Source organism: Bordetella genomosp. 12 (genome assembly GCF_002261355.1).
GTDB lineage: Bacteria > Pseudomonadota > Gammaproteobacteria > Burkholderiales > Burkholderiaceae_B > Bordetella.
On the sequence record NZ_NEVU01000002.1, the window covers coordinates 757505 to 774589 of the forward strand.

21 protein-coding genes and 1 pseudogene are annotated in these 17085 nt (G+C 63.7%); 20 read left to right on the forward strand and 2 right to left on the reverse strand.

Features of this window, described 5'->3' with window-relative positions; genetic code table 11:
• Positions 1–106: 106 nt before the first annotated feature.
• The 20 genes and pseudogenes from CAL22_RS08990 to CAL22_RS09085 all read left to right on the forward strand — a co-directional run bounded on the left by CAL22_RS08990 (position 107) and on the right by CAL22_RS09085 (position 16407).
• Positions 107–709: a hypothetical protein gene (locus tag CAL22_RS08990; RefSeq protein WP_094812361.1), complete on the forward strand. Its 603-nt coding sequence runs from the start codon at positions 107–109 to the stop codon at positions 707–709.
• 26 nt (positions 710–735) lie between these two features.
• On the forward strand, positions 736–1704 hold the full coding sequence (locus tag CAL22_RS08995; RefSeq protein ID WP_032954940.1) for a major capsid protein: 969 nt from the start codon (positions 736–738) through the stop codon (positions 1702–1704).
• Between the two features lie 9 nt (positions 1705–1713).
• A complete protein-coding gene (locus CAL22_RS09000) occupies positions 1714–1965 on the forward strand; it encodes a hypothetical protein (protein WP_032954941.1) in 252 nt (83 codons plus the stop codon).
• 60 nt (positions 1966–2025) lie between these two features.
• Positions 2026–2508, forward strand: a complete 483-nt coding sequence (locus CAL22_RS09005) for a DnaT-like ssDNA-binding protein (protein ID WP_032954942.1) — start codon at positions 2026–2028, stop codon at positions 2506–2508.
• A 2-nt stretch (positions 2509–2510) separates the two neighbouring features.
• Positions 2511–2903: a hypothetical protein gene (locus tag CAL22_RS09010; protein ID WP_094812363.1), complete on the forward strand. Its 393-nt coding sequence runs from the start codon at positions 2511–2513 to the stop codon at positions 2901–2903.
• 1 nt (position 2904) lies between these two features.
• The gene (locus tag CAL22_RS09015) at positions 2905–3303 is read left to right on the forward strand and encodes an HK97 gp10 family phage protein (protein WP_032954944.1); all 399 of its coding nucleotides are present in this window, start codon (positions 2905–2907) and stop codon (positions 3301–3303) included.
• Complete coding sequence (locus CAL22_RS09020; RefSeq protein ID WP_094812365.1) at positions 3300–3722, forward strand: DUF4128 domain-containing protein; 423 nt, start codon at positions 3300–3302, stop codon at positions 3720–3722. Before CAL22_RS09015 ends, CAL22_RS09020 begins: the two co-directional genes overlap by 4 nt.
• Before the next feature lie 7 nt (positions 3723–3729).
• The gene (locus CAL22_RS09025; protein ID WP_094812367.1) at positions 3730–4230 is read left to right on the forward strand and encodes an HNH endonuclease; all 501 of its coding nucleotides are present in this window, start codon (positions 3730–3732) and stop codon (positions 4228–4230) included.
• Positions 4231–4379: 149 nt separating this feature from the next.
• Positions 4380–5000: a phage tail protein gene (locus CAL22_RS09030; RefSeq protein ID WP_244193825.1), complete on the forward strand. Its 621-nt coding sequence runs from the start codon at positions 4380–4382 to the stop codon at positions 4998–5000.
• Between the two features lie 12 nt (positions 5001–5012).
• Positions 5013–5342, forward strand: a complete 330-nt coding sequence (locus tag CAL22_RS09035) for a phage tail assembly chaperone (protein WP_094812369.1) — start codon at positions 5013–5015, stop codon at positions 5340–5342.
• 17 nt (positions 5343–5359) lie between these two features.
• Complete coding sequence (locus tag CAL22_RS09040) at positions 5360–5650, forward strand: DUF1799 domain-containing protein (RefSeq protein ID WP_032954949.1); 291 nt, start codon at positions 5360–5362, stop codon at positions 5648–5650.
• 24 nt (positions 5651–5674) lie between these two features.
• Positions 5675–8134 (forward strand): annotated as a pseudogene (locus CAL22_RS09045) (phage tail tape measure protein); the annotation flags it as partial.
• A gap of 317 nt (positions 8135–8451) precedes the next feature.
• Positions 8452–8832, forward strand: coding sequence for a hypothetical protein (locus CAL22_RS09050; protein WP_143276955.1), 381 nt, complete (start codon positions 8452–8454; stop codon positions 8830–8832).
• The gene (locus CAL22_RS09055; RefSeq protein WP_094812374.1) at positions 8825–9340 is read left to right on the forward strand and encodes a DUF1833 family protein; all 516 of its coding nucleotides are present in this window, start codon (positions 8825–8827) and stop codon (positions 9338–9340) included. Before CAL22_RS09050 ends, CAL22_RS09055 begins: the two co-directional genes overlap by 8 nt.
• A complete protein-coding gene (locus CAL22_RS09060; protein WP_094812376.1) occupies positions 9337–9678 on the forward strand; it encodes a hypothetical protein in 342 nt (113 codons plus the stop codon). Before CAL22_RS09055 ends, CAL22_RS09060 begins: the two co-directional genes overlap by 4 nt.
• Complete coding sequence (locus CAL22_RS09065) at positions 9675–12545, forward strand: host specificity factor TipJ family phage tail protein (protein WP_094812378.1); 2871 nt, start codon at positions 9675–9677, stop codon at positions 12543–12545. The genes CAL22_RS09060 and CAL22_RS09065 overlap by 4 nt, the downstream gene beginning before the upstream one ends.
• Before the next feature lie 57 nt (positions 12546–12602).
• Positions 12603–15392 carry a hypothetical protein gene (locus CAL22_RS09070; RefSeq protein ID WP_094812380.1) on the forward strand — a complete coding sequence of 930 codons (2790 nt, stop codon included), beginning with the start codon at positions 12603–12605 and terminating at the stop codon, positions 15390–15392.
• Positions 15389–15709: a hypothetical protein gene (locus CAL22_RS09075; protein ID WP_094812382.1), complete on the forward strand. Its 321-nt coding sequence runs from the start codon at positions 15389–15391 to the stop codon at positions 15707–15709. Before CAL22_RS09070 ends, CAL22_RS09075 begins: the two co-directional genes overlap by 4 nt.
• A complete protein-coding gene (locus tag CAL22_RS09080) occupies positions 15710–16000 on the forward strand; it encodes a holin (protein ID WP_094812384.1) in 291 nt (96 codons plus the stop codon).
• Positions 15997–16407: a M15 family metallopeptidase gene (locus CAL22_RS09085; protein ID WP_094812386.1), complete on the forward strand. Its 411-nt coding sequence runs from the start codon at positions 15997–15999 to the stop codon at positions 16405–16407. Before CAL22_RS09080 ends, CAL22_RS09085 begins: the two co-directional genes overlap by 4 nt.
• Positions 16408–16430: 23 nt before the next feature.
• On the opposite strand, the gene CAL22_RS21130 is transcribed toward CAL22_RS09085, so the two are convergent.
• Positions 16431–16772, reverse strand: coding sequence for a hypothetical protein (locus CAL22_RS21130; RefSeq protein ID WP_167383582.1), 342 nt, complete (start codon positions 16770–16772; stop codon positions 16431–16433).
• 86 nt (positions 16773–16858) lie between these two features.
• Positions 16859–17077 (reverse strand): hypothetical protein, encoded by a 219-nt coding sequence (locus CAL22_RS09095; RefSeq protein WP_094812390.1) that lies wholly within the window; start codon positions 17075–17077, stop codon positions 16859–16861.
• Positions 17078–17085: the final 8 nt, after the last annotated feature.

Sequence of the window (17085 nt, forward strand, 5' to 3'; positions counted from 1 at the left end):
AGGGCCCGCCACCGCGCGGGCCTGCTTCTTTCTAAGCCCTGCTGGCCGAGCCAGTGGGGCTTTTGCTTTTGGGGCTGAGCCCTGCAACCGTCCAGAGGACAACACCATGCCGCTTGACCGTAATGACCCCGAAGTGAAGGCCCTGTTGGAAGAGGCGGCCGCCGAGGCCACCGAGGCGCTGAGCGCCAAGAACAAGGAACTGCTCGCCGAGCTGCGCCAGGCGAAGGCGAAAGCCAAGGGTTCCGAGATCGACCCCGAAGAGCATGCCCGGCTCCAGACGCAAGTCGAGGAGCTGACCGGCAAGCTCGACAAGGTGACGAAGGACAGCACCCGCCAGATCGAGAAGCTGACCAAGGACCTGACCGACAAGGAAGGCGCCTTGACCCAGCACCTGATAGACGGCGGCCTGACGTCCGCGCTGGCCAAGGCCGGCGTAGCGCCGCACTTCATGGACGCCGCCAAAGCGATGTTGCGCGGCCAGGCGTCGATCAAGGACGGTGCCGCGGTCATCGGCGACAAGCCGCTGGCCGACCACGTCACCGAATGGGCCAGCTCCGATCAGGGCAAGCACTTCGTCACCGCGCCCGCGAACAGCGGCGGCGGCGGGCAGGGCGGCAGTGGTGATGGCAAGACCACGGGCAATCTGGGCGGCACCCGCGATGAGCGCGTGGCAGCCCTCAAGGCCCAATTTCCTGAACTCGCGGGCTGATCCCGCACCACGCACAAGGAACGACCATGTCTCTCTCGCAGATGCAGGTTTTCAACAAGTACTTCATGCCCGCGATCATCGAGACGCTGGGCCAGCAGATCCAGAAGTTCAACGCGGCCTCTGGCGGCGCCATCATGCTGTCCACGGGCGGCTGGGAAGGCGATTTCCTGCAGGAATCGTTCTACCAAGCCATCCATGGCGCGCGCCGCCGTGTCGATCGCTTCGCCGCCAACGGCAACGCCGCCGCCACCGACCTGACCCAGCTGAAGCACAGTTCGGTGAAGGTCGCCGGCGGCTTCGGCCCGATCCGGTTCGAGCCGGGCCAGATGACCTGGCTGAACAAGCCGACGGCCGAGGGCATCGAGGTTGCGTCCCGCAACTTCGCCGAGGCGCTGCTGCAGGACCAGCTCAACACCGCCGTCGCCGCCCTGGTGGCCGCCATCAGCAACCAGGCCGCCGCCACCAGTGACGTCTCGGCCACGGCCGGCCTGACCTACTCGGCGCTGAACGATGCGCACGCCAAGTTTGGCGACAGCTCCAGCCTGATCGTGGCGAACGTGATGACCGGCCAGGTCTACCACAAGCTGATCGGCCAGAACCTCGCCAACGCCCAGCAACTGTTCCAGTACGGCGCCGTCACCGTGGTCGACATTCTGGGCAAGACCGTGGTTGTGACCGATGCCCCGGCTCTGTACGCCACGGGCACGCCCAACCTGCAGAAGGTGCTGGGCCTGGTCTCCGGCGCCGCGACGGTGACCGATGCGGGTGACGTGATCACCAACATCGACACCACCAACGGCAAGGAGCGCATCGAGACCACGATGCAGGTGGACTACACCTTTGGGCTGGGCCTCAAGGGCTACACCTGGGACGAGGTCAACGGCGGCAAGTCGCCGAGCGACGCCGAACTGGCCACCGGAACCAACTGGGACAAGGTGGCCACCGACATCAAGCACACCGCCGGCGTGATCGCCATCGGTGACGCTTCCAAGTAAGGAGCCATCATGACCCAGAAGACCAAGCTGCCCATCTGGTATCTGCCGGGCCCGTTCTACCGCTACGAGCAGGACGTCAAGGCCGAGGCCGCCAAGGCCGGTGTGCGCATCGTCGACGCCAACGTCACTGCGAGCCGCGCCGGCGCCGCCAAGGACGTTCCGAAGGTCACCCTGAAGCCGGAGTACCGGCCGAAGGGCAAGGCCGAGGCCGCCAAGGAAAAGGAGCCCGACCCGCAGCCCAAGGACCCGGCCAAGACCTGACCGCCGTTTGACGGTCGCCCCTGCTCGCGCGGGGGCTTCCGTCAGCCTGTGGAGATACCCATGACGTTGACCGTCGAAGATGGAACTGGCCTGCCGAACGCAGACAGCTACGTGAGCGTGGCAGCCTGCCAGGCCTACGCTGTAGCCCATGGCTTGGCGTTCGCCGGCGAGGCGGCGGCACTGGAGGCCGCTCTGCGCAACGCCACGCTGTACCTGGATGGTGAATACACCTACCGCGGCGAGCGCGCCACCGACACGCAGGCGCTGGAATGGCCGCGCACGGTGGCCACCGGCGTGCCGCGTGAGGTGGTGAACGCCTGCTGCGAGCTCGCGGCGCGCGCGCTCAAGGGCCCGCTGTGGCAAGACGTCAGCAACACCACCGCAGGCGCCGCCATCGAGAAGACCGTCGGCCCGATCACGACGAAGTACGCCAGCGTGGTCGGCGCGCGCAACGATGGCCAGACGCGCTACGCCGGCGTGGCTGCCATGCTGCGCCGCTGGCTGTCGTCCTACGGCTCGTCGGTCAAGCTGGTGAGGTGCTGACTGTGGCTACCTTCGACTACGCCGACATGGCCGCCACCGCGCAGGAGCTGCTGGTGGAGTTTGGCTGCCCAGTCACAGTGCGCCAGGTCGTGACGGGCGAGTACGACCCGGACCTCGGAGAGGCGCCCACCACCACGGTCGACAACGGCGGTATCGGCGCGCTGTTCGACTACACGGCGCAGGCCGCGGGCCTGGCCAACCTGGCCGACTCCGTCATCGAGACCGGCGACAAGCAGATGTACCTGGCGCCGGAGCTGGCCGCGGGCGGCACGATGCCCGAGCCCAAACCGGCCGACCTGGTGCTGGCGCTGGGCGCGACTTGGCGGGTTGTGAGCGTCAAAGCCCTGGCGCCGGCTGGGGCCGTGTTGCTCTATGAAATCCAGTTGAGGCGATGACATGAGCTTTTCCGCTGACATAACCCGGTTTATCCAGAGGGCCAATGGAAACATTGACCGAGCCACGAGGGAGGCCACGGTGCTGCTGGCACAAACGGTGGTCACAAGATCCCCGGTGGACACGGGAAGGTTTCGCAATAACTGGCAGTTTTCGGCAGCAGGGATTGACCGGACGATCTCGCCAGGGGTGGACCCGCAAGGCCAGATGACAATAAAGCGCTTGGTCTTAGCCATCAGAAAAACCGGGTCGGGCGGGATCACCTACCTGTCAAACTCGTTGCCGTATGCAGTGCGGCTTGAAAACGGGTGGTCTGACCAGGCCCCGCAGGGCATGGTCAAGCTGACCGTGCAGGAGTTCCAGCATTACGTGAGCCAGGCGGCGAAGGACGCGAACAAATGAGCCAGGACCTCATCCGCGCCGCTTTCGAGAAGCCGCTGAACGACTGGGCGAAGGCGCGCACGCCGGCGCTGCAGGTCGCGTGGCAGAACACGAAGTTCACGCCGCCTACCAATACCGTGTACTTGCGCGCCTACGTGCTGCCGGCCGCGACCATCAGCCGGGACGCCGCCGGAGATCACCGGCAGTACCGCGGCCTGTTCCAGGTGAACGTGGTGATGCCGATCGGCGCTGGCTCGCGTGCCGCTGAGCAGATCCAGGCGGAGCTTGACGCGCTGTTCCCTGTCAACCTGCGCATTCCGTCCGGCGGCCTCGCGGTGCGCGTGCGCACGCCCATTACGAGTGGACAGCCTGCAACGGGCGACGCCGACCACACCGTGCCCATATCCCTTGGGTACGACGTCCAGTTTTACCCGGAGTGAAAAAGCAATGAACGAAGCCAGAATCACGGCGGAACGACTGCGTTCAGTTGTCCATTACGACCCCGAAACGGGCAAGTTCACGCGGTTGGTACGCCTCGCCCAGCGTCACAACGTGGGCGATGATGCGGCCCATGCCACCGCCAACGGTTATCAGCGCGTCGGCATCGACGGACAGCGGTATCTGGCGCATAGGCTTGCCTGGCTATATGTGTACGGAGCATGGCCCACACAGCATATAGACCATGTGAACGGCGACCGCTCAGACAATCGCATTGCAAACCTTCGGGATGTCCCTCAGGCCGTGAATATGCAGAACCGTCGACACCCACAGGCTGACAACAAATCAGGCTACCTCGGGGTGTATTGGGAGCGAGGTGCGAAGAAATGGCGCAGCCGCGTGCAAGTTGCTGGGAAGGCACACGAAGTCGGGCTGTTCGATGACCCCGCCGTAGCTCATGCGGCGTATGTAGCGAAGAAGCGGAAGCTGCACGAAGGATGCTCGATCTGAAGATTCGGCGTATGCCGATGGCCCGTAAGGGCGCAACTGGAACCCGCCGCATGGCGGTTTTTTATTGCCCTCTGGGCTTCGATGAGGGGCCGTTGGCCCCCTAAGGAACTATCATCAGCGCAATATTCCCCAATGGCACCGTATTCTCGGTGTCGACCGCCCTGGGTGCGGCCTTGGCCGTGTCCGCCATCACCAACGCCAATCCGGCGGTCGCCTCGGCCACCACGCCGCCGGCGGACGGCAGCATCTTGATCGTCAAGTCCGGCTGGACGGAACTGAACGAGCGCGTGGTGCGCTCGGACAATGCGGCCGCCAGCACCTTCGAACTGGAAGGCATTGACACCTCCAGCTTGATCCGCTTCCCGGCCGGCCAGGGCGCCGGGTCGGTGACACCGGTCACCACCTGGGTCGACCTCTCCCAGGTGACCAGCGTGGAGAAGACGGGCGGCGAGCAGCAGTTCTTCCAATGGCGCTACGTCGAAGACCGCAGCAGCCGCCAGCGCCAACGGCCGACCTTCAAGAACGCCAAGGTCATCACCTTGACGCTGGACTACGACCCGGCCCTGGCCTGGTACGAAGCCCTGCGCGAGGCCGACGCGGTGAAGGACCCCGTGGTGCTGCGCGCGCGCCTGCCGAACGGCGACGCGCTGTACTACCTGGTCTATCCGTCCTTCGACGCGGACCCGTCGATGACGTTGGACCAGAACATGCAGAACACCGCGACGTTCTCCATGACGTCGGATTTCACGCGCTACGCGCCGCTGCCGTAACAAGGGGTCGGGATGAGCAAGGTCATTTTCAAGTTGCAGCCCGCCCCGACCTTCGCCGTGCCGGTGGAAATCCCCCGGCACGGCGAGGAGCCGGCCAAGATCCGCGTCACGTTCAAGCACAAATCCCGCGAAGAGCTGGCCGACTTTACGAAGCGCGCGGGCGAATCGAATCCCGACCAGGACGTCGCCCTGGTGCGCGAGATGATCGCAGGCTGGGAAGGCCCGGACATGGAGTTTTGCGACGAGGCGATCCAGCTTTTGATCCAGAACTACCAGGGCGCGGTGCCGGCCCTGGTGCAGGCATACGTCTTGGAGCTGATGCAGGCCCGGCGAAAAAACTGATCGCCGCGGCGGAGGAGATGTATCGGCTCGAACCGGACACGGCCAGTTTGGCCGAGTTCGGGCTCAGGGCAGATGACTTCCCCGTCGCGGTGATCGAGCTCTGGCCCGAGAACGTGACGCCAAAGGTCGTATTCGAGGCCATGGGGACGCAGTGGCGCATAGGCTACGGCGGCCCTACCGGGCTCGATTACAGCGCGCTCTCGAGCGTGATGAGGATGCTGGGTGTGCCGCCATCCGACGAGGTCGACGTATTCGACAGCGTGCGCGTGATGGAAGCCGCAGCCCTGCGGATGATGAACAAGAAATAGCCCTGCGGGGCGGAACGGTGCCTTATGGCTGATGAAGTCGCCTCCCTCGTACTGCGCGTCGACAGTACCCAGGCCAAAAGTGCGTCGTCCGACCTCGACAAGCTGGCCACCTCTGGCGCGAAGGCCGAGCAGGCCGCGCTCGATGTAGGCACGGCTGGCAAGGCCGCTGCCGCCGGCTTGGGCGCGATGGGCCAGGCAGCCAAGACGACCCAGGCGCAGGCGGCAGCGGCAGCGATGTCGGCGGGCGAGCTGCGCATGGCTATGCGCTCGCTGCCTATGCAGATGACCGACATCGCGGTCGGCCTGTCTACGGGGCAATCGCCGTTCTACGTGCTCATGCAGCAGGGCGGCCAGCTGAAGGACCTGTTCGGCGGTATTGGGCCGGCTATCAAGGCGGTCGCCGGGTATGTGGCCGGCCTGGTCACGCCGTTCACCGCAGCGGCGGCTGGGGTGGTCGCCTTGGCGGTGGCGTACCAGCAAGGGGCGGAGGAAGGCCGACGCTTCAACGCCGCGATCACGATGACCGGCAATGCGGCCGGCGTGACGGACAGCCAGCTTGCCGCCATGGCAAAGCGGATCGGCGACGTCCAGGGGACGACAGGGAACGCGGCCGCCGCCCTTACCAAGCTGGTCGACACCGGGAAGATCGCGGGCGACGCGATTGAGGGCCTGGGTCGCGCTGCGGTGCTGAGCGAGGCCGCCACCGGCCGCAGTGTCGACGACATGATCAAGGACTACGAGCGCATCGCCGATGCGCCGGCCGAAGCCTTGACCAAGCTGAACGAACGCTACCACTTCCTGACACTGGCGGTATACGACCAGGTGAAGGCGCTCGAGGAAGAGGGTCGGACCCAGGATGCCGCTCGGGTGGCGCTGAATACCTACGCGCAAGCGATGGAGGAGCGCAGCGTTCAGGTCGTCGAGAACATCGGCACACTGGAGCGAGCCTGGAATTCGGTAACCGGCGCAGCGAAGGGCGCTTGGGACGCCATGCTGGCGGTCGGCCGCGAAAGCTCGCTCGAGCAGAAGCTTTCCCAGGCGCGGAAAAACTTGGAGTCACTGGAGACGTCGCGCTTTCGGACGTTCCTCGATGACGACCGCATCAAGCAGCTGCGCGGTGAAGTTGCCGGCCTCGAGGAGTTGGACAAGTGGCAGAAGGCAGCGGCAAAATCTCGGGCAGACGAAGCCGGCGTGGTGGCGCGCGCCATCCAGGCACAACGAGACCTGGATGCCTACATGGATTCCCGCAAAGGGACATCCTTGGATTCCGCGATCAAGGCAGAGAACGCGGCATTCAAGAAGGCAACAGCCGAATTTAAGGAAAACAGCGACGAGTACAAAAATGCTCTGAAACTGCATCTTGAGCGCGTGGCGCAGATCCAGAAGCAGTTCGCAGGGCCGAAGGGTGGCGCCGGCACGGTTGCCGCGGGGGTACGCGAGCTGGAGCAGGCGCGCCAGCAGGAGGCTGCATTGCGCGCCCAGCTGGAAAGCGCGGCGAAGATCACCACGGCGCGCCAGGAGCTCGTCAAGTTCGAGCAGCGCATTGCTGACCTGAAGGCCAAGGACCAACTCACGGCCGACGAGAAAAGCGTCCTGGCCAACGAGACGGCCATCCGCCAGCAGTTGGAGCTCAATTCTGGTCTTGCTGATCAGATCACCCTCCAGAAAGAGGTCGTTCAGCTGAAGGTGCTGGAGCGGTCGGCGCAGGAGACGCTGATCGCAGATCAGCAACGGTACAACGACCTGCTAAGCGGGTACACGGCCAGCCCGCGGGTACGCGAGCAATTGCTTGCCCAACAGCAGATCTACCGCGACTTCCAGCGACAGGTACAGCGTGCGGCCGAGCAGCAAGCCGCCGGAGAGTTGTCTCCTCAAGGCTATGCGGACCGTGTACAGGTGCTCAAGCAGAGCTTGGACGATCGTCTGGCGTTGCAGGCCGACTATTACAGCAAAGTCTCCGCACTGGAAGCGGAGTGGCGTAACGGGGCCATCGGCGGTCTGAACGACTACTTTGAGATGGCTGGCAACGTCGCCAGCGCGACCCGCGGAGCCTTCAACAATGCGTTCCAGGGCATGGAGGACGCGCTAACCCAATTTGTCACTAGCGGAAAGCTGAGTTTCTCCAGCCTTATCAAGAGCATTCTGGCCGACATCGCTCGCATTTCAATCCGCCAGGGGATAACGGGGCCGTTGGCAAGTGTGCTTGGGTCTGTTCTTAGCGGGGTCTTCTCGGGGTTCGGCGGAGCACCAACAGCTGGGCAAGTGGCCAGTGCGACGCAAGGAGTCAATGCCGGCCTGCCTCTGTCGTTGGCCGGCGGAGGCTATACCGGTCCCGGCGCCAAAGACACCCCTCGGGGCGTTGTCCATGCTGGCGAAATCGTCTGGAGCCAGGACGACATTGCCCGGTCGGGCGGCGTGGCTGTCGTTGAAGCGATGCGCCTGTCTGCTGGTCAGCGGGCCTACACCCAGCCGCTGATGGCTGCCGCGGCGCCATCGGCGCCCAAGATCACCGTCCAGAACTATGGCACACCCCAGGACTATGAGGTCGGTCTGACCCGTGACGAGGTCATTCTGATCTCGCGGGACCAGATTTACCGCGAAGGCCCGCGCATGGTCTCGGGCGAGCTGTCGAAGTCGAATTCCCGCTCGTCTCGGGCTATGCAGAGCAGTTTCAACGTGGAGCGAAAGCGATGATGCCGCGCATGCCCTTCAGCCCGGTAGAGGCCGGCTACTCAGCGCAGCCGGGGGACAGCACACAGCGCATCCAATTGGATGGTGGCTCCGGTCGTTATCGAACCGGCGTGAGTGATAACTCGCACCAGGTGGACGCGACCTGGGCGCTCTTCGACGCCGACTATGACGCCTTTATGGGCTTCGTTCGCCTTTGGAAGCGTAGCGGGGGGCAGCCCTTCAAGGTTGCTCTGCCGCTCGATGGGAGCATAGCCGAGGACTATGACGCCTGCTTCGTCCCGGGCTCGATTCAGTTGACGTCGAAGAACGGGCCGGTGTTCCTTGTGAGCGCCAGGCTCGAGGTGTTTGCGCTGGCCAAGTATGAGGACGCCGACACAGACCCCTACGCAACGGCGTATGAACTCCTGCCGTACTACGGCTCTTTCGTGGCCATCCAGGACATGATGAATCGCCTGGAGCAGCTGGTGAACAAGGATTGGCCCCATGCCTGACGTCGACAGCCGCTATTTGGACTTCTTCCTTGCCGGCGACAGCGGTGTCGCGGAGATCCACACCTTGGAAATCTCGCAGCCCAGCTTTTCGCAAGTGTGGAGGCTGCAATGCCACTACCGCAAGGGCCTGACGACCAAACTGGAGTCCGGCCAGGAGGTCGATTGGATCTACCTGCCGATGCGCCTGCGGCCGCTGGAGGAACGCGGGAATCTAGATTTTGGGCTATCCGTCACCCTGGGCGACACCGGCGACATCCTCCCGGATGAGATCCAGCGCGCGCGGGAAGCTGGGACCTTGCGCGCCTCGCCGCCCCGAGTTGTGTACCGAATCTACCGCTCCGACGACCTGGACCACCCAATGTACGGCCCTATCACCTTGGAGGCGAGGGAGATCGGGCGCACGCGGGAGGGAGCGCAGTTCAATGCCCTCGCGCCGGAGCTCAACGTCAGCAAGACCGGCGAGCAATACAGCACGGACCGGTTCGAGGGACTGCTGGGGCTGCTGTGATTGACGACCTGCTGGAGCGCCAGTACGACCGGAAGGCATACAACTGCCTTCACTTCGCCGCGGAAGTGTGGGAGCGGCTGACGGGTGATGCGGCCTTGCGGTCGGTCCGGGAGGAGGACTTCCGCGCCGGTGGCATGGCGGCCGTCTTCAGGCGCTATCGGCGCGTTCCCGGGCCTACTGCCGAGCCGTCTGTGGTCCTGATGGAGACGCTGTCAGGCGAGGCGCATATCGGCGTGTGCTGGCGCCGGCGGCTCCTGCACATCAACGAAATCGGGCCGCAGTTCCTACCGCTCGACGCCGTGGCGGTGCTCTACAGAAACATGAGGTTTTGGGTATGACACGGGTGTACCTGTATCGAGCGCCTGACGAGCGACGCGAGGAATTTGACGTTGATGACGTCCTTGCTTTCCTGGTGGAGCAGTTCGGGCCGAGATTCCCGGCCGGCGGCCGCATCATGGATCTTTCGTCCGGGGCGATCGTCACTCCGCGCACGCCTGAAGCGGTGCTTCAGCTGCAGCAGGCAACAGGCCCGCTGCTGGTCGAGGTTTTTCCCCGCGAGTTCATCTCTCTCGGGGCGGTCCTCACTGCGCTGGCAGTGTCGACGGCCAGCATCATCCTGTCGTCGATCTTCGCCCAGGATCCGCCCACCGCCACGCAGCGCAACGTCCAGCAGGAAAGCCCCAACAACGGGCTGTCGGAGCGCACCAACCGGGCGCGGGTTAATGGCCGGATTCCAGACGTCTATGGGAAGGTGCGGTCTACCCCGGATCTCCTTGCGGCGCCCTACAAGGTATTCGAGAACCACGTCGAAAAGGAAGTGGCGTATATGTGCGTGGGCCGTGGTGCCTACGATATTCAGGACGTGCGTGACGACACGACGCTGGCTTCCGAGATCCCCGGCATGTCCGTGGAGGTCTTCGGGCCCAATACTTCGCCCAATAGTGGGGCTGCCCCCCAGCTGCGCATAGGCAATCCCATCGGCTTGCCCGTCCTGAACGTGAAGCGCTGCAATAGTGTCAATGGCCAGGTGCTTCAGCCGCAGGACGTGGGCCAAGTGGTGCGCCGAGGCATGGTGTTCTCGTCGCCGAATGTGATCACCTCGCAGGACGAGGATGTCGATTTTTCGGAGTTCTTCGTCCCTGGCGATGTGGTGGCTATCTCAGGCGCGGCCCAATACGCTGGCGCCTATACCTACACGATCACGATTCCGCCTGGCGCGTTGATCGTCTTGGAGGGCTCCACGAGCGGCAGTATCAGGTTCTCGGGGGATCACAGGGCGAACTGGGCTGTGGGGCAGTTCGTCACGGTGTCGAACGGTACGGTCACCTGGGATGCGGCGGGCGGGATCGGATCTACGAACATCAACGGGACCTACCCCATTACCGGCGTCGGGTATTCCTCGCTGGAGGATCGCACGATTCTGTACCTGGATGTCTCGGCCAACTCGACTGCCTGGGCCTTGATCGGCGGGGCGTCGGACGGGGCTGGAGGCGGGCCTACTCTTACGCGACCGTCCGACCAGGTGCAGTTCGATCTCTCGGGCACCTATACGGTCAACACCGTGACCTCCAGCATCCTGACGCTCAACAATGCGGTCGTGGTCAACCCGCAGTGGCAGGTACTTGCGGATGATTGCGGCGGGGTTTCCAAGACCCTCTACCCGGTCATAACGACGACCGGCGAGCGCTGGGTGGGCTGGTTCACGGTGGAGAGCGTGAAGCCCATCACGCGGCTGATCGCCAATCTGGTCGCGCTCAACGGCCTCTACAAGGACAGCGGGCGTCAACAGTACCGAACCAACGTATCTGTGGTTATCGAAGCGGTGCCGCTAAATGCCGCCGGCGATGAGGTCGGGCCGGTGCAAAGCTGGTCGGGAACGGTCGTTGGATCGGCAAGTACGCGCGCCACGCGCGCGCTGACCATGGACGTCATGCTTGCCACTCCTTCGCGCAAGCTGCGGATTCGAGCCCGGCGGGTGAGCGCGAGCGACACGACATTCGAGGGCTCGGTGGTGGATGAGGTGAAGTGGCGAGACCTATATGCCTGCGCGTCGGTTGCCGCTTCACATTTCGGCAATGTGACGACCGTGCACGCTGTCACCATGGCCACCGATGGGGCCCTGGCAGTGAAGGAGCGCAAGCTCAACATGCTGGTGACGCGCAAGCTGCCCAGGCGCGAGGCAGACGGGTCGTTTTCGACCACCTTGTACCCGACGACAAATGTGGCGGATATCCTATCGGCTATCTGTCTGGATCCGAAGATCGGCAACCGGTCACCCTCGGAGGTGGATTTCGATAACTTCTACCAGACCGCGGAGGATATCCGAGATTACTTTGGCGTCGATGTTGCCCAGTTCAACTACACGATCGACAAGGACAACCTCTCGTTCGAAGAAATAGTCTCCATGGTCGCTGAGACGATCTTCTGCAAGGCGTATCGTCGAGGCAGCGTGATCCGGCTTTTCTTCGAGCGCCAGACGGATGATTCCGCGCTCCTGTTCAATCACCGGAACAAGTTGCCCGGCAGTGAAAACAGGACGGACCAGATCGTCTCGGAAGAGCGCTATGACGGGATCGAGTACCAGTGGATAGACCCCGACACTGATGCGATGGCCTACATCTACCTACCCGAGGATCGTTCCGCCGTCAATGCAAAGGTGATCGAGTCGGTTGGTGTGCGAAGTATCGAGCATGCATACCTTCAGGCCTGGCGGGCCTGGAACAAGCTGCGGTTTCAGGATGAGACGACGGCTTTCGATGCACTGCCGGAGGCCAATCTCCTGACGCTCTCGGAGCGGATCTTGGTTGCCGATAACACCCGGGGCGAGTCGTGGGACGGGGACGTGCTGAGTGTGGTGGAGGGCGACGGGCGGCTCATCCAGTTGTCCCAGCCATTCACCTGGGGGCCTGGGCCTTACACGATCTTCTTGCAGGGCAGCGATGGCCTGGTGGATGCAATATCGGTGAGCGATGGCGGCGGTCCTCGTTGGGCCCTACTGGCTCGTGCCCCGCGCACGCCCGTGATCCCGCGTGGTCAGGCCTACAACACAACGACGTACATCATCGTCAACGCAGCCAATGCGCGCAAGGCAAAGCCCTTCCTGGTGACCGAGAAGGGGGCGCCCAATGACGACGGGACTATTCCGCTTACGGCGATCAATTACGACGATCGGTACTACCAGAACGACCGCGACTTTTACTCGTAAAGAGACACATGCCGACATGGGCCCTGCTTAGCGGGGCTTTTTATTTGGGAAATGACAATGGCCGCTAACACGCCGATCACGATTCAGCAGCTGGCGAACGCGCAACGTGACGCCACGGACTTGGAGCGATATGTAAATGATGTCATCCCGGCTCTCGTCCAGAGCCGGATCGGGGGGCTCAAGCCGAACTACGCCAAGCTGGTGGCAGATTTCGAGGGGGAGGCGGGCTACATCTTGGCTCAGACGCGCGATCACGCGGACCTCGCGATTTACAACATGACGTCCTTTGTGGATCGCGGCGCGTGGGCGCCTTTGACGGCTTATCAGCGCAAGGATGTCGTGACTGTCGCCGGCATTGCGTATGTAACGCTTGAAGCGCACACCTCATCCGAAGATTTCTCGGTCGATTTGGCCGCCGGCTTATGGCAGGTTTTTCAAGGCGTGAATCGCGCCGAGCTGGCGGATGGGCCAGGATCTTCGATGGTGGGGTTCTTGCAGGCTGGTACCAACTCCCAACCCATGAGTCTGTTGGATCGTGGACGGTATGAGGTCTGGCTGGGTGACAAGGTTGGCGCTTCGGATGCCGCGCTGGCCGACGCTCTGCTCTTGCCCGAGCGAGTGGAGATTCCTGCCTCGACTGGTGCCATCGACATCTCCGCGGAGCGCGTGGCGTCGATTCTGGCCAAGCTCAATGTGATCGCAGCGCGGGGGCTGTTGGAACTTCGGTTGCCGGCCGGGGTAGTAGAGGTGAACTCGGCCGGGGCCCTGGCTACGATTGGCCAGAACGAGAATGTGGTCATCACTGGCGCGGCCCCGATCGCTGCGACTTTGGAGTCGGTGGTGGGTGTGTCTGGAGCACCTGGAGCATGGAGTGTCGTGCTCCAGCTCAGCACGGATCAGGCCCAGGTCGGGCAAGTCCTTCAGATCCGGGACATGCCGGGCGGCATCACCTATTTCCAAGGCGGGAGCCCGCGACGTCGCTATGACGGTGAGTTGGCGGTGGGCAACAACCGGATGGGTACGATCACGACCAGTGGGACGACGTGCACGTTGTCCATCGGCACGCAGGACGCGAACTTGGCGGTGGGTGATCTGGTTCATATACAAGGGCAGACTCGGGTCGTCACGGGCATCGACCCTTCCCCGGCCAAGACGTTCACCATCAACCAAGCGCTGGACAAAGACGTTTCAGGCTACCAGTGGTGGTACTACACGCTCCCGGCAGCAGGCACGATCAGCACGTCCGGTCGCGTCACGGCAGTAACTGGGTCCGGGACGTCATTCACGGGTGCGGCAAACCCGGGGGACTTCATCTTGGCCGACGGCATCATGGCAGAGATCGGTTCTATCGAGTCCGGGACCGGCCTGACCCTGGTGGTGGCGGAGAACTTTGCCCCGGGCACACCGTACACGATTGTCCGGGGTTCAGTCCTGCATGAGGGCAGCTTCGAGATTACGTCGGTGGACGGGTTCAACGTGACCGTGCGGAACCGCTGCCAGGTTCGTCCGCCGGTAAACGGTGTCGTCGGTGGCGCGCCTGTTAGCGTCATCAGGACTGTCCTGAAGCAACGAGGTACTGGCCCGGGTTTGTTGTTTGAGCGTGGCGCGATTCTGCGGGAATTGCGGAATGTCGCGCTGGTCGGGTCTGGGCTCAGTGAGTCCGCCGCTGGGCTGGCCATGAATGGGGTCGGCCAAGCCTATAACCAGGGGAATTCCGCCGTATACCTTGGGGAGAACTCAGCCGTTCTGGAGTGGGGCTACGGTGCCTTCATGTCCGCCGGCTGCGTGCTCTTCGGTTGGAAGACGCACATCTGCAACAACTTGAATGCAGGGGTCGAGGCCATCGACGGAGCCAGTTGGTATCTGCGCCAGGCGGTGATTTCGCACAACCGCGACATCGGCATCCTTTCGTCTGGAGGGTATGGGCGGGTCAGCGAGGCGCGCGTCTGTGGCAACCGACTGCAGGGTGTGCGCCAGGATGTCGGCTCGGCCATCTACGGTGATTCGGTGTTCTTGTGGGGCAACGGTTCGCACGGTGTGCTGGGCGTGAATCGATCCGGCATCCAGTGTGCAGACGGCTACATCATCAAGTCCGGCGGTAACGGCATCAACCAGCAGAACGGCGCCGGAGGCCGCTTCTCTCGGATGCTGGTGGCGGGCAGCGCGCAGCATGCGCTTACGGTTGACGGTTGCCACGACGTGGAAATCACGCAGGGCTGGCTGACTGGATCGCGCGCCGGGCAAAGCGGCATGGTCTGCTCGCACGGGACGGTGAAGTTCGGCAACGGCGCGTCCACCGGCAACGCGGCTGCGGGCCTGTTCGCACAGGAGGGCGGCCGCATCTTTGCCCAGAGTGGGCACAGCACCAAGAACGGCACGAACGGCGCACGCTCCGACAGCCAGGCGCTGATCCAGATCACCGGCGGCCGGGTCGCTGGGAACGTGGGCGCCGACGTAGCGCGCCAGGGCGGCACGGTCACGACCGACACCAACCCTTTCGGCACCTGGCAGCAGGGCGCCGTCTATTCCCGGCTGGTCACCATTGCGGATGACGCGGTCTATTCGATTGACCTGGGCGACGCGACGGTATCCGTCGAGTACGTGTCTGGTAGCTCCACCGCCTTGACCGGAAAGGTGCGCGCGCGTGCTGGCGCCGGTGGCGGAAGCATTTCGCAGGCCTACGGCGCCGGCATCACGATCTTGCAAAACACAGTGCTGACCGGCACGACCGGCGTCGACGGTGACGTGACCATGTCGGTATCTTCCAACGGCTTCTTTTATGTCGAGAATCGCGCCGGCGCCTCCCGTGCCGTGACGCTGAAAATCATGGGAGCGGTGAACAAATGAGCAATCTTGAATTCAAGCCCGTCGGCGAGAACCAGTACGAAGTGATGCAGGATGGTCAGCCGATGATTATCTGCACGCGGCCGGGCCAGAGCCCAGAACATGCGCTTGCCGAATCGCAACAGCCAGAAGAACCTGATTACCGCGATCAGCGAATACGAGAGTACCCGGCCCTCAATGACCAAATGGACCAGGTCGCCAAAATTGCGCTGGCCCTACGCGCGGCCGGGATGCTGCCGCCGGTCGAGCAATCAGTCCACGACTGGCTGGATCATGTGGCTGCGGTAAAGGCCGAGTTTCCGAAACCGGAGGGGCAATAAGTGAACGACTGGGAAAAGACATTCGCGTGGTTGGCAGGTATGGGCGCGCTCATCGCTATCGGCCGGGCGCTGACAAGCCAGGAGCATTTGTCGTGGCGAGTCATCGTTGGCCGCACGATCCTCGGGAGTGCCGTTGCAACGGTCGCGGCGCTTATCTATATCCCCTTCCCAGACGCACCGTTGCCGGTCGTCGTGGGTGCGGGTGCCGGCCTGGGAATCCTCGGGGAACAGGTCCTGGAACTGGCCGCGCGTCGCTTGATCTCCTTCAAGCTCGGGGGGGACACCAAATGAGGGGATTCGAGTTGAGCGACCGAGACCGCGCCCGCCTGGCCGGCGTACACCCGGATCTGGTCGCCGTGGTGGAGCTCGCTGCGCGCCGCTATGAGTCGCGCTTCATGGTGGTCGAAGGGGTGCGCACGCCGGAGCGGCAGCGCGAGCTGGTGGCCAAGGGCGCCAGCCAGACCCAGAACAGCTTCCACCTGAAGCAGGCTGACGGCTGGGGGCACGCGGTCGACCTCGCGCCTCTGGTGGGCGGGGCGATTCCGTGGAGCGACTGGGCGGCATTCCGAGGCCTGGCCGACACCATGAAGGCCTGCGCCGAAGAGCTGCGCGTGCCGCTGGAATGGGGTGGTGATTGGCGGACCCTGAAAGACGGCCCGCACTTCCAGATTCCTCGTGACTGGAAGGGGCGAGCATGATCCCGCGCGCGATCTGGCCGTATCTAATCGGCGCTGTCGTGCTCGCCCTGGGGCTGCTTGCGTTTTACTGGCATGGTGGGCGCCAGTACGACGCCGGCGTGGCAGCCGAGCGAGCCGCAACCCTTGAAAGACAGGCGCGGCTCGAGCGCGCCATGCAGGAGGAGAAAGACCGTGCTGATGCCCAATACCGCGGCGCCGTGCTGGCCCGCCAGACTGCTGAAAAAACTGTTGCTGCTCAGCGTGGCCGTATTGACGGGCTGCTGCGGCAGCTTGCCCAGCGGCGGTCCGAGGCTGCCGGAGCCGGCAGCGGACCTGATGCAACCGGCCCCGACTGGATCGGAGTTATTGGGTCGTGTGTCGGCCAATATGAGCAGCTGGGAAAAGATGCTGCTCGATGGGCTGACCAGGTGAACGGCCTCCAGGGCTACATCCGGGGGCTGGGCATAGCGCCCTAGACCCGCTCCGCCCGCTTTGCCACCCAGAACCAGTGGCTGAACTTGCCGCGCTTGGCCTTCTGCTTGCGGAAGGTGATGCGCACCGCGCCCAGGTGGCCGGCGTCGACTACGGCGTCGTAGTCCCGGTCCTCGGCGGTCGCCGCAGGCGGCAGCGTCTTCATGGCCTCGCCAACATAGGGGCCGCTCACTTGCTCTAGGATGCCGTTGTCTTCCATGCTCTCTC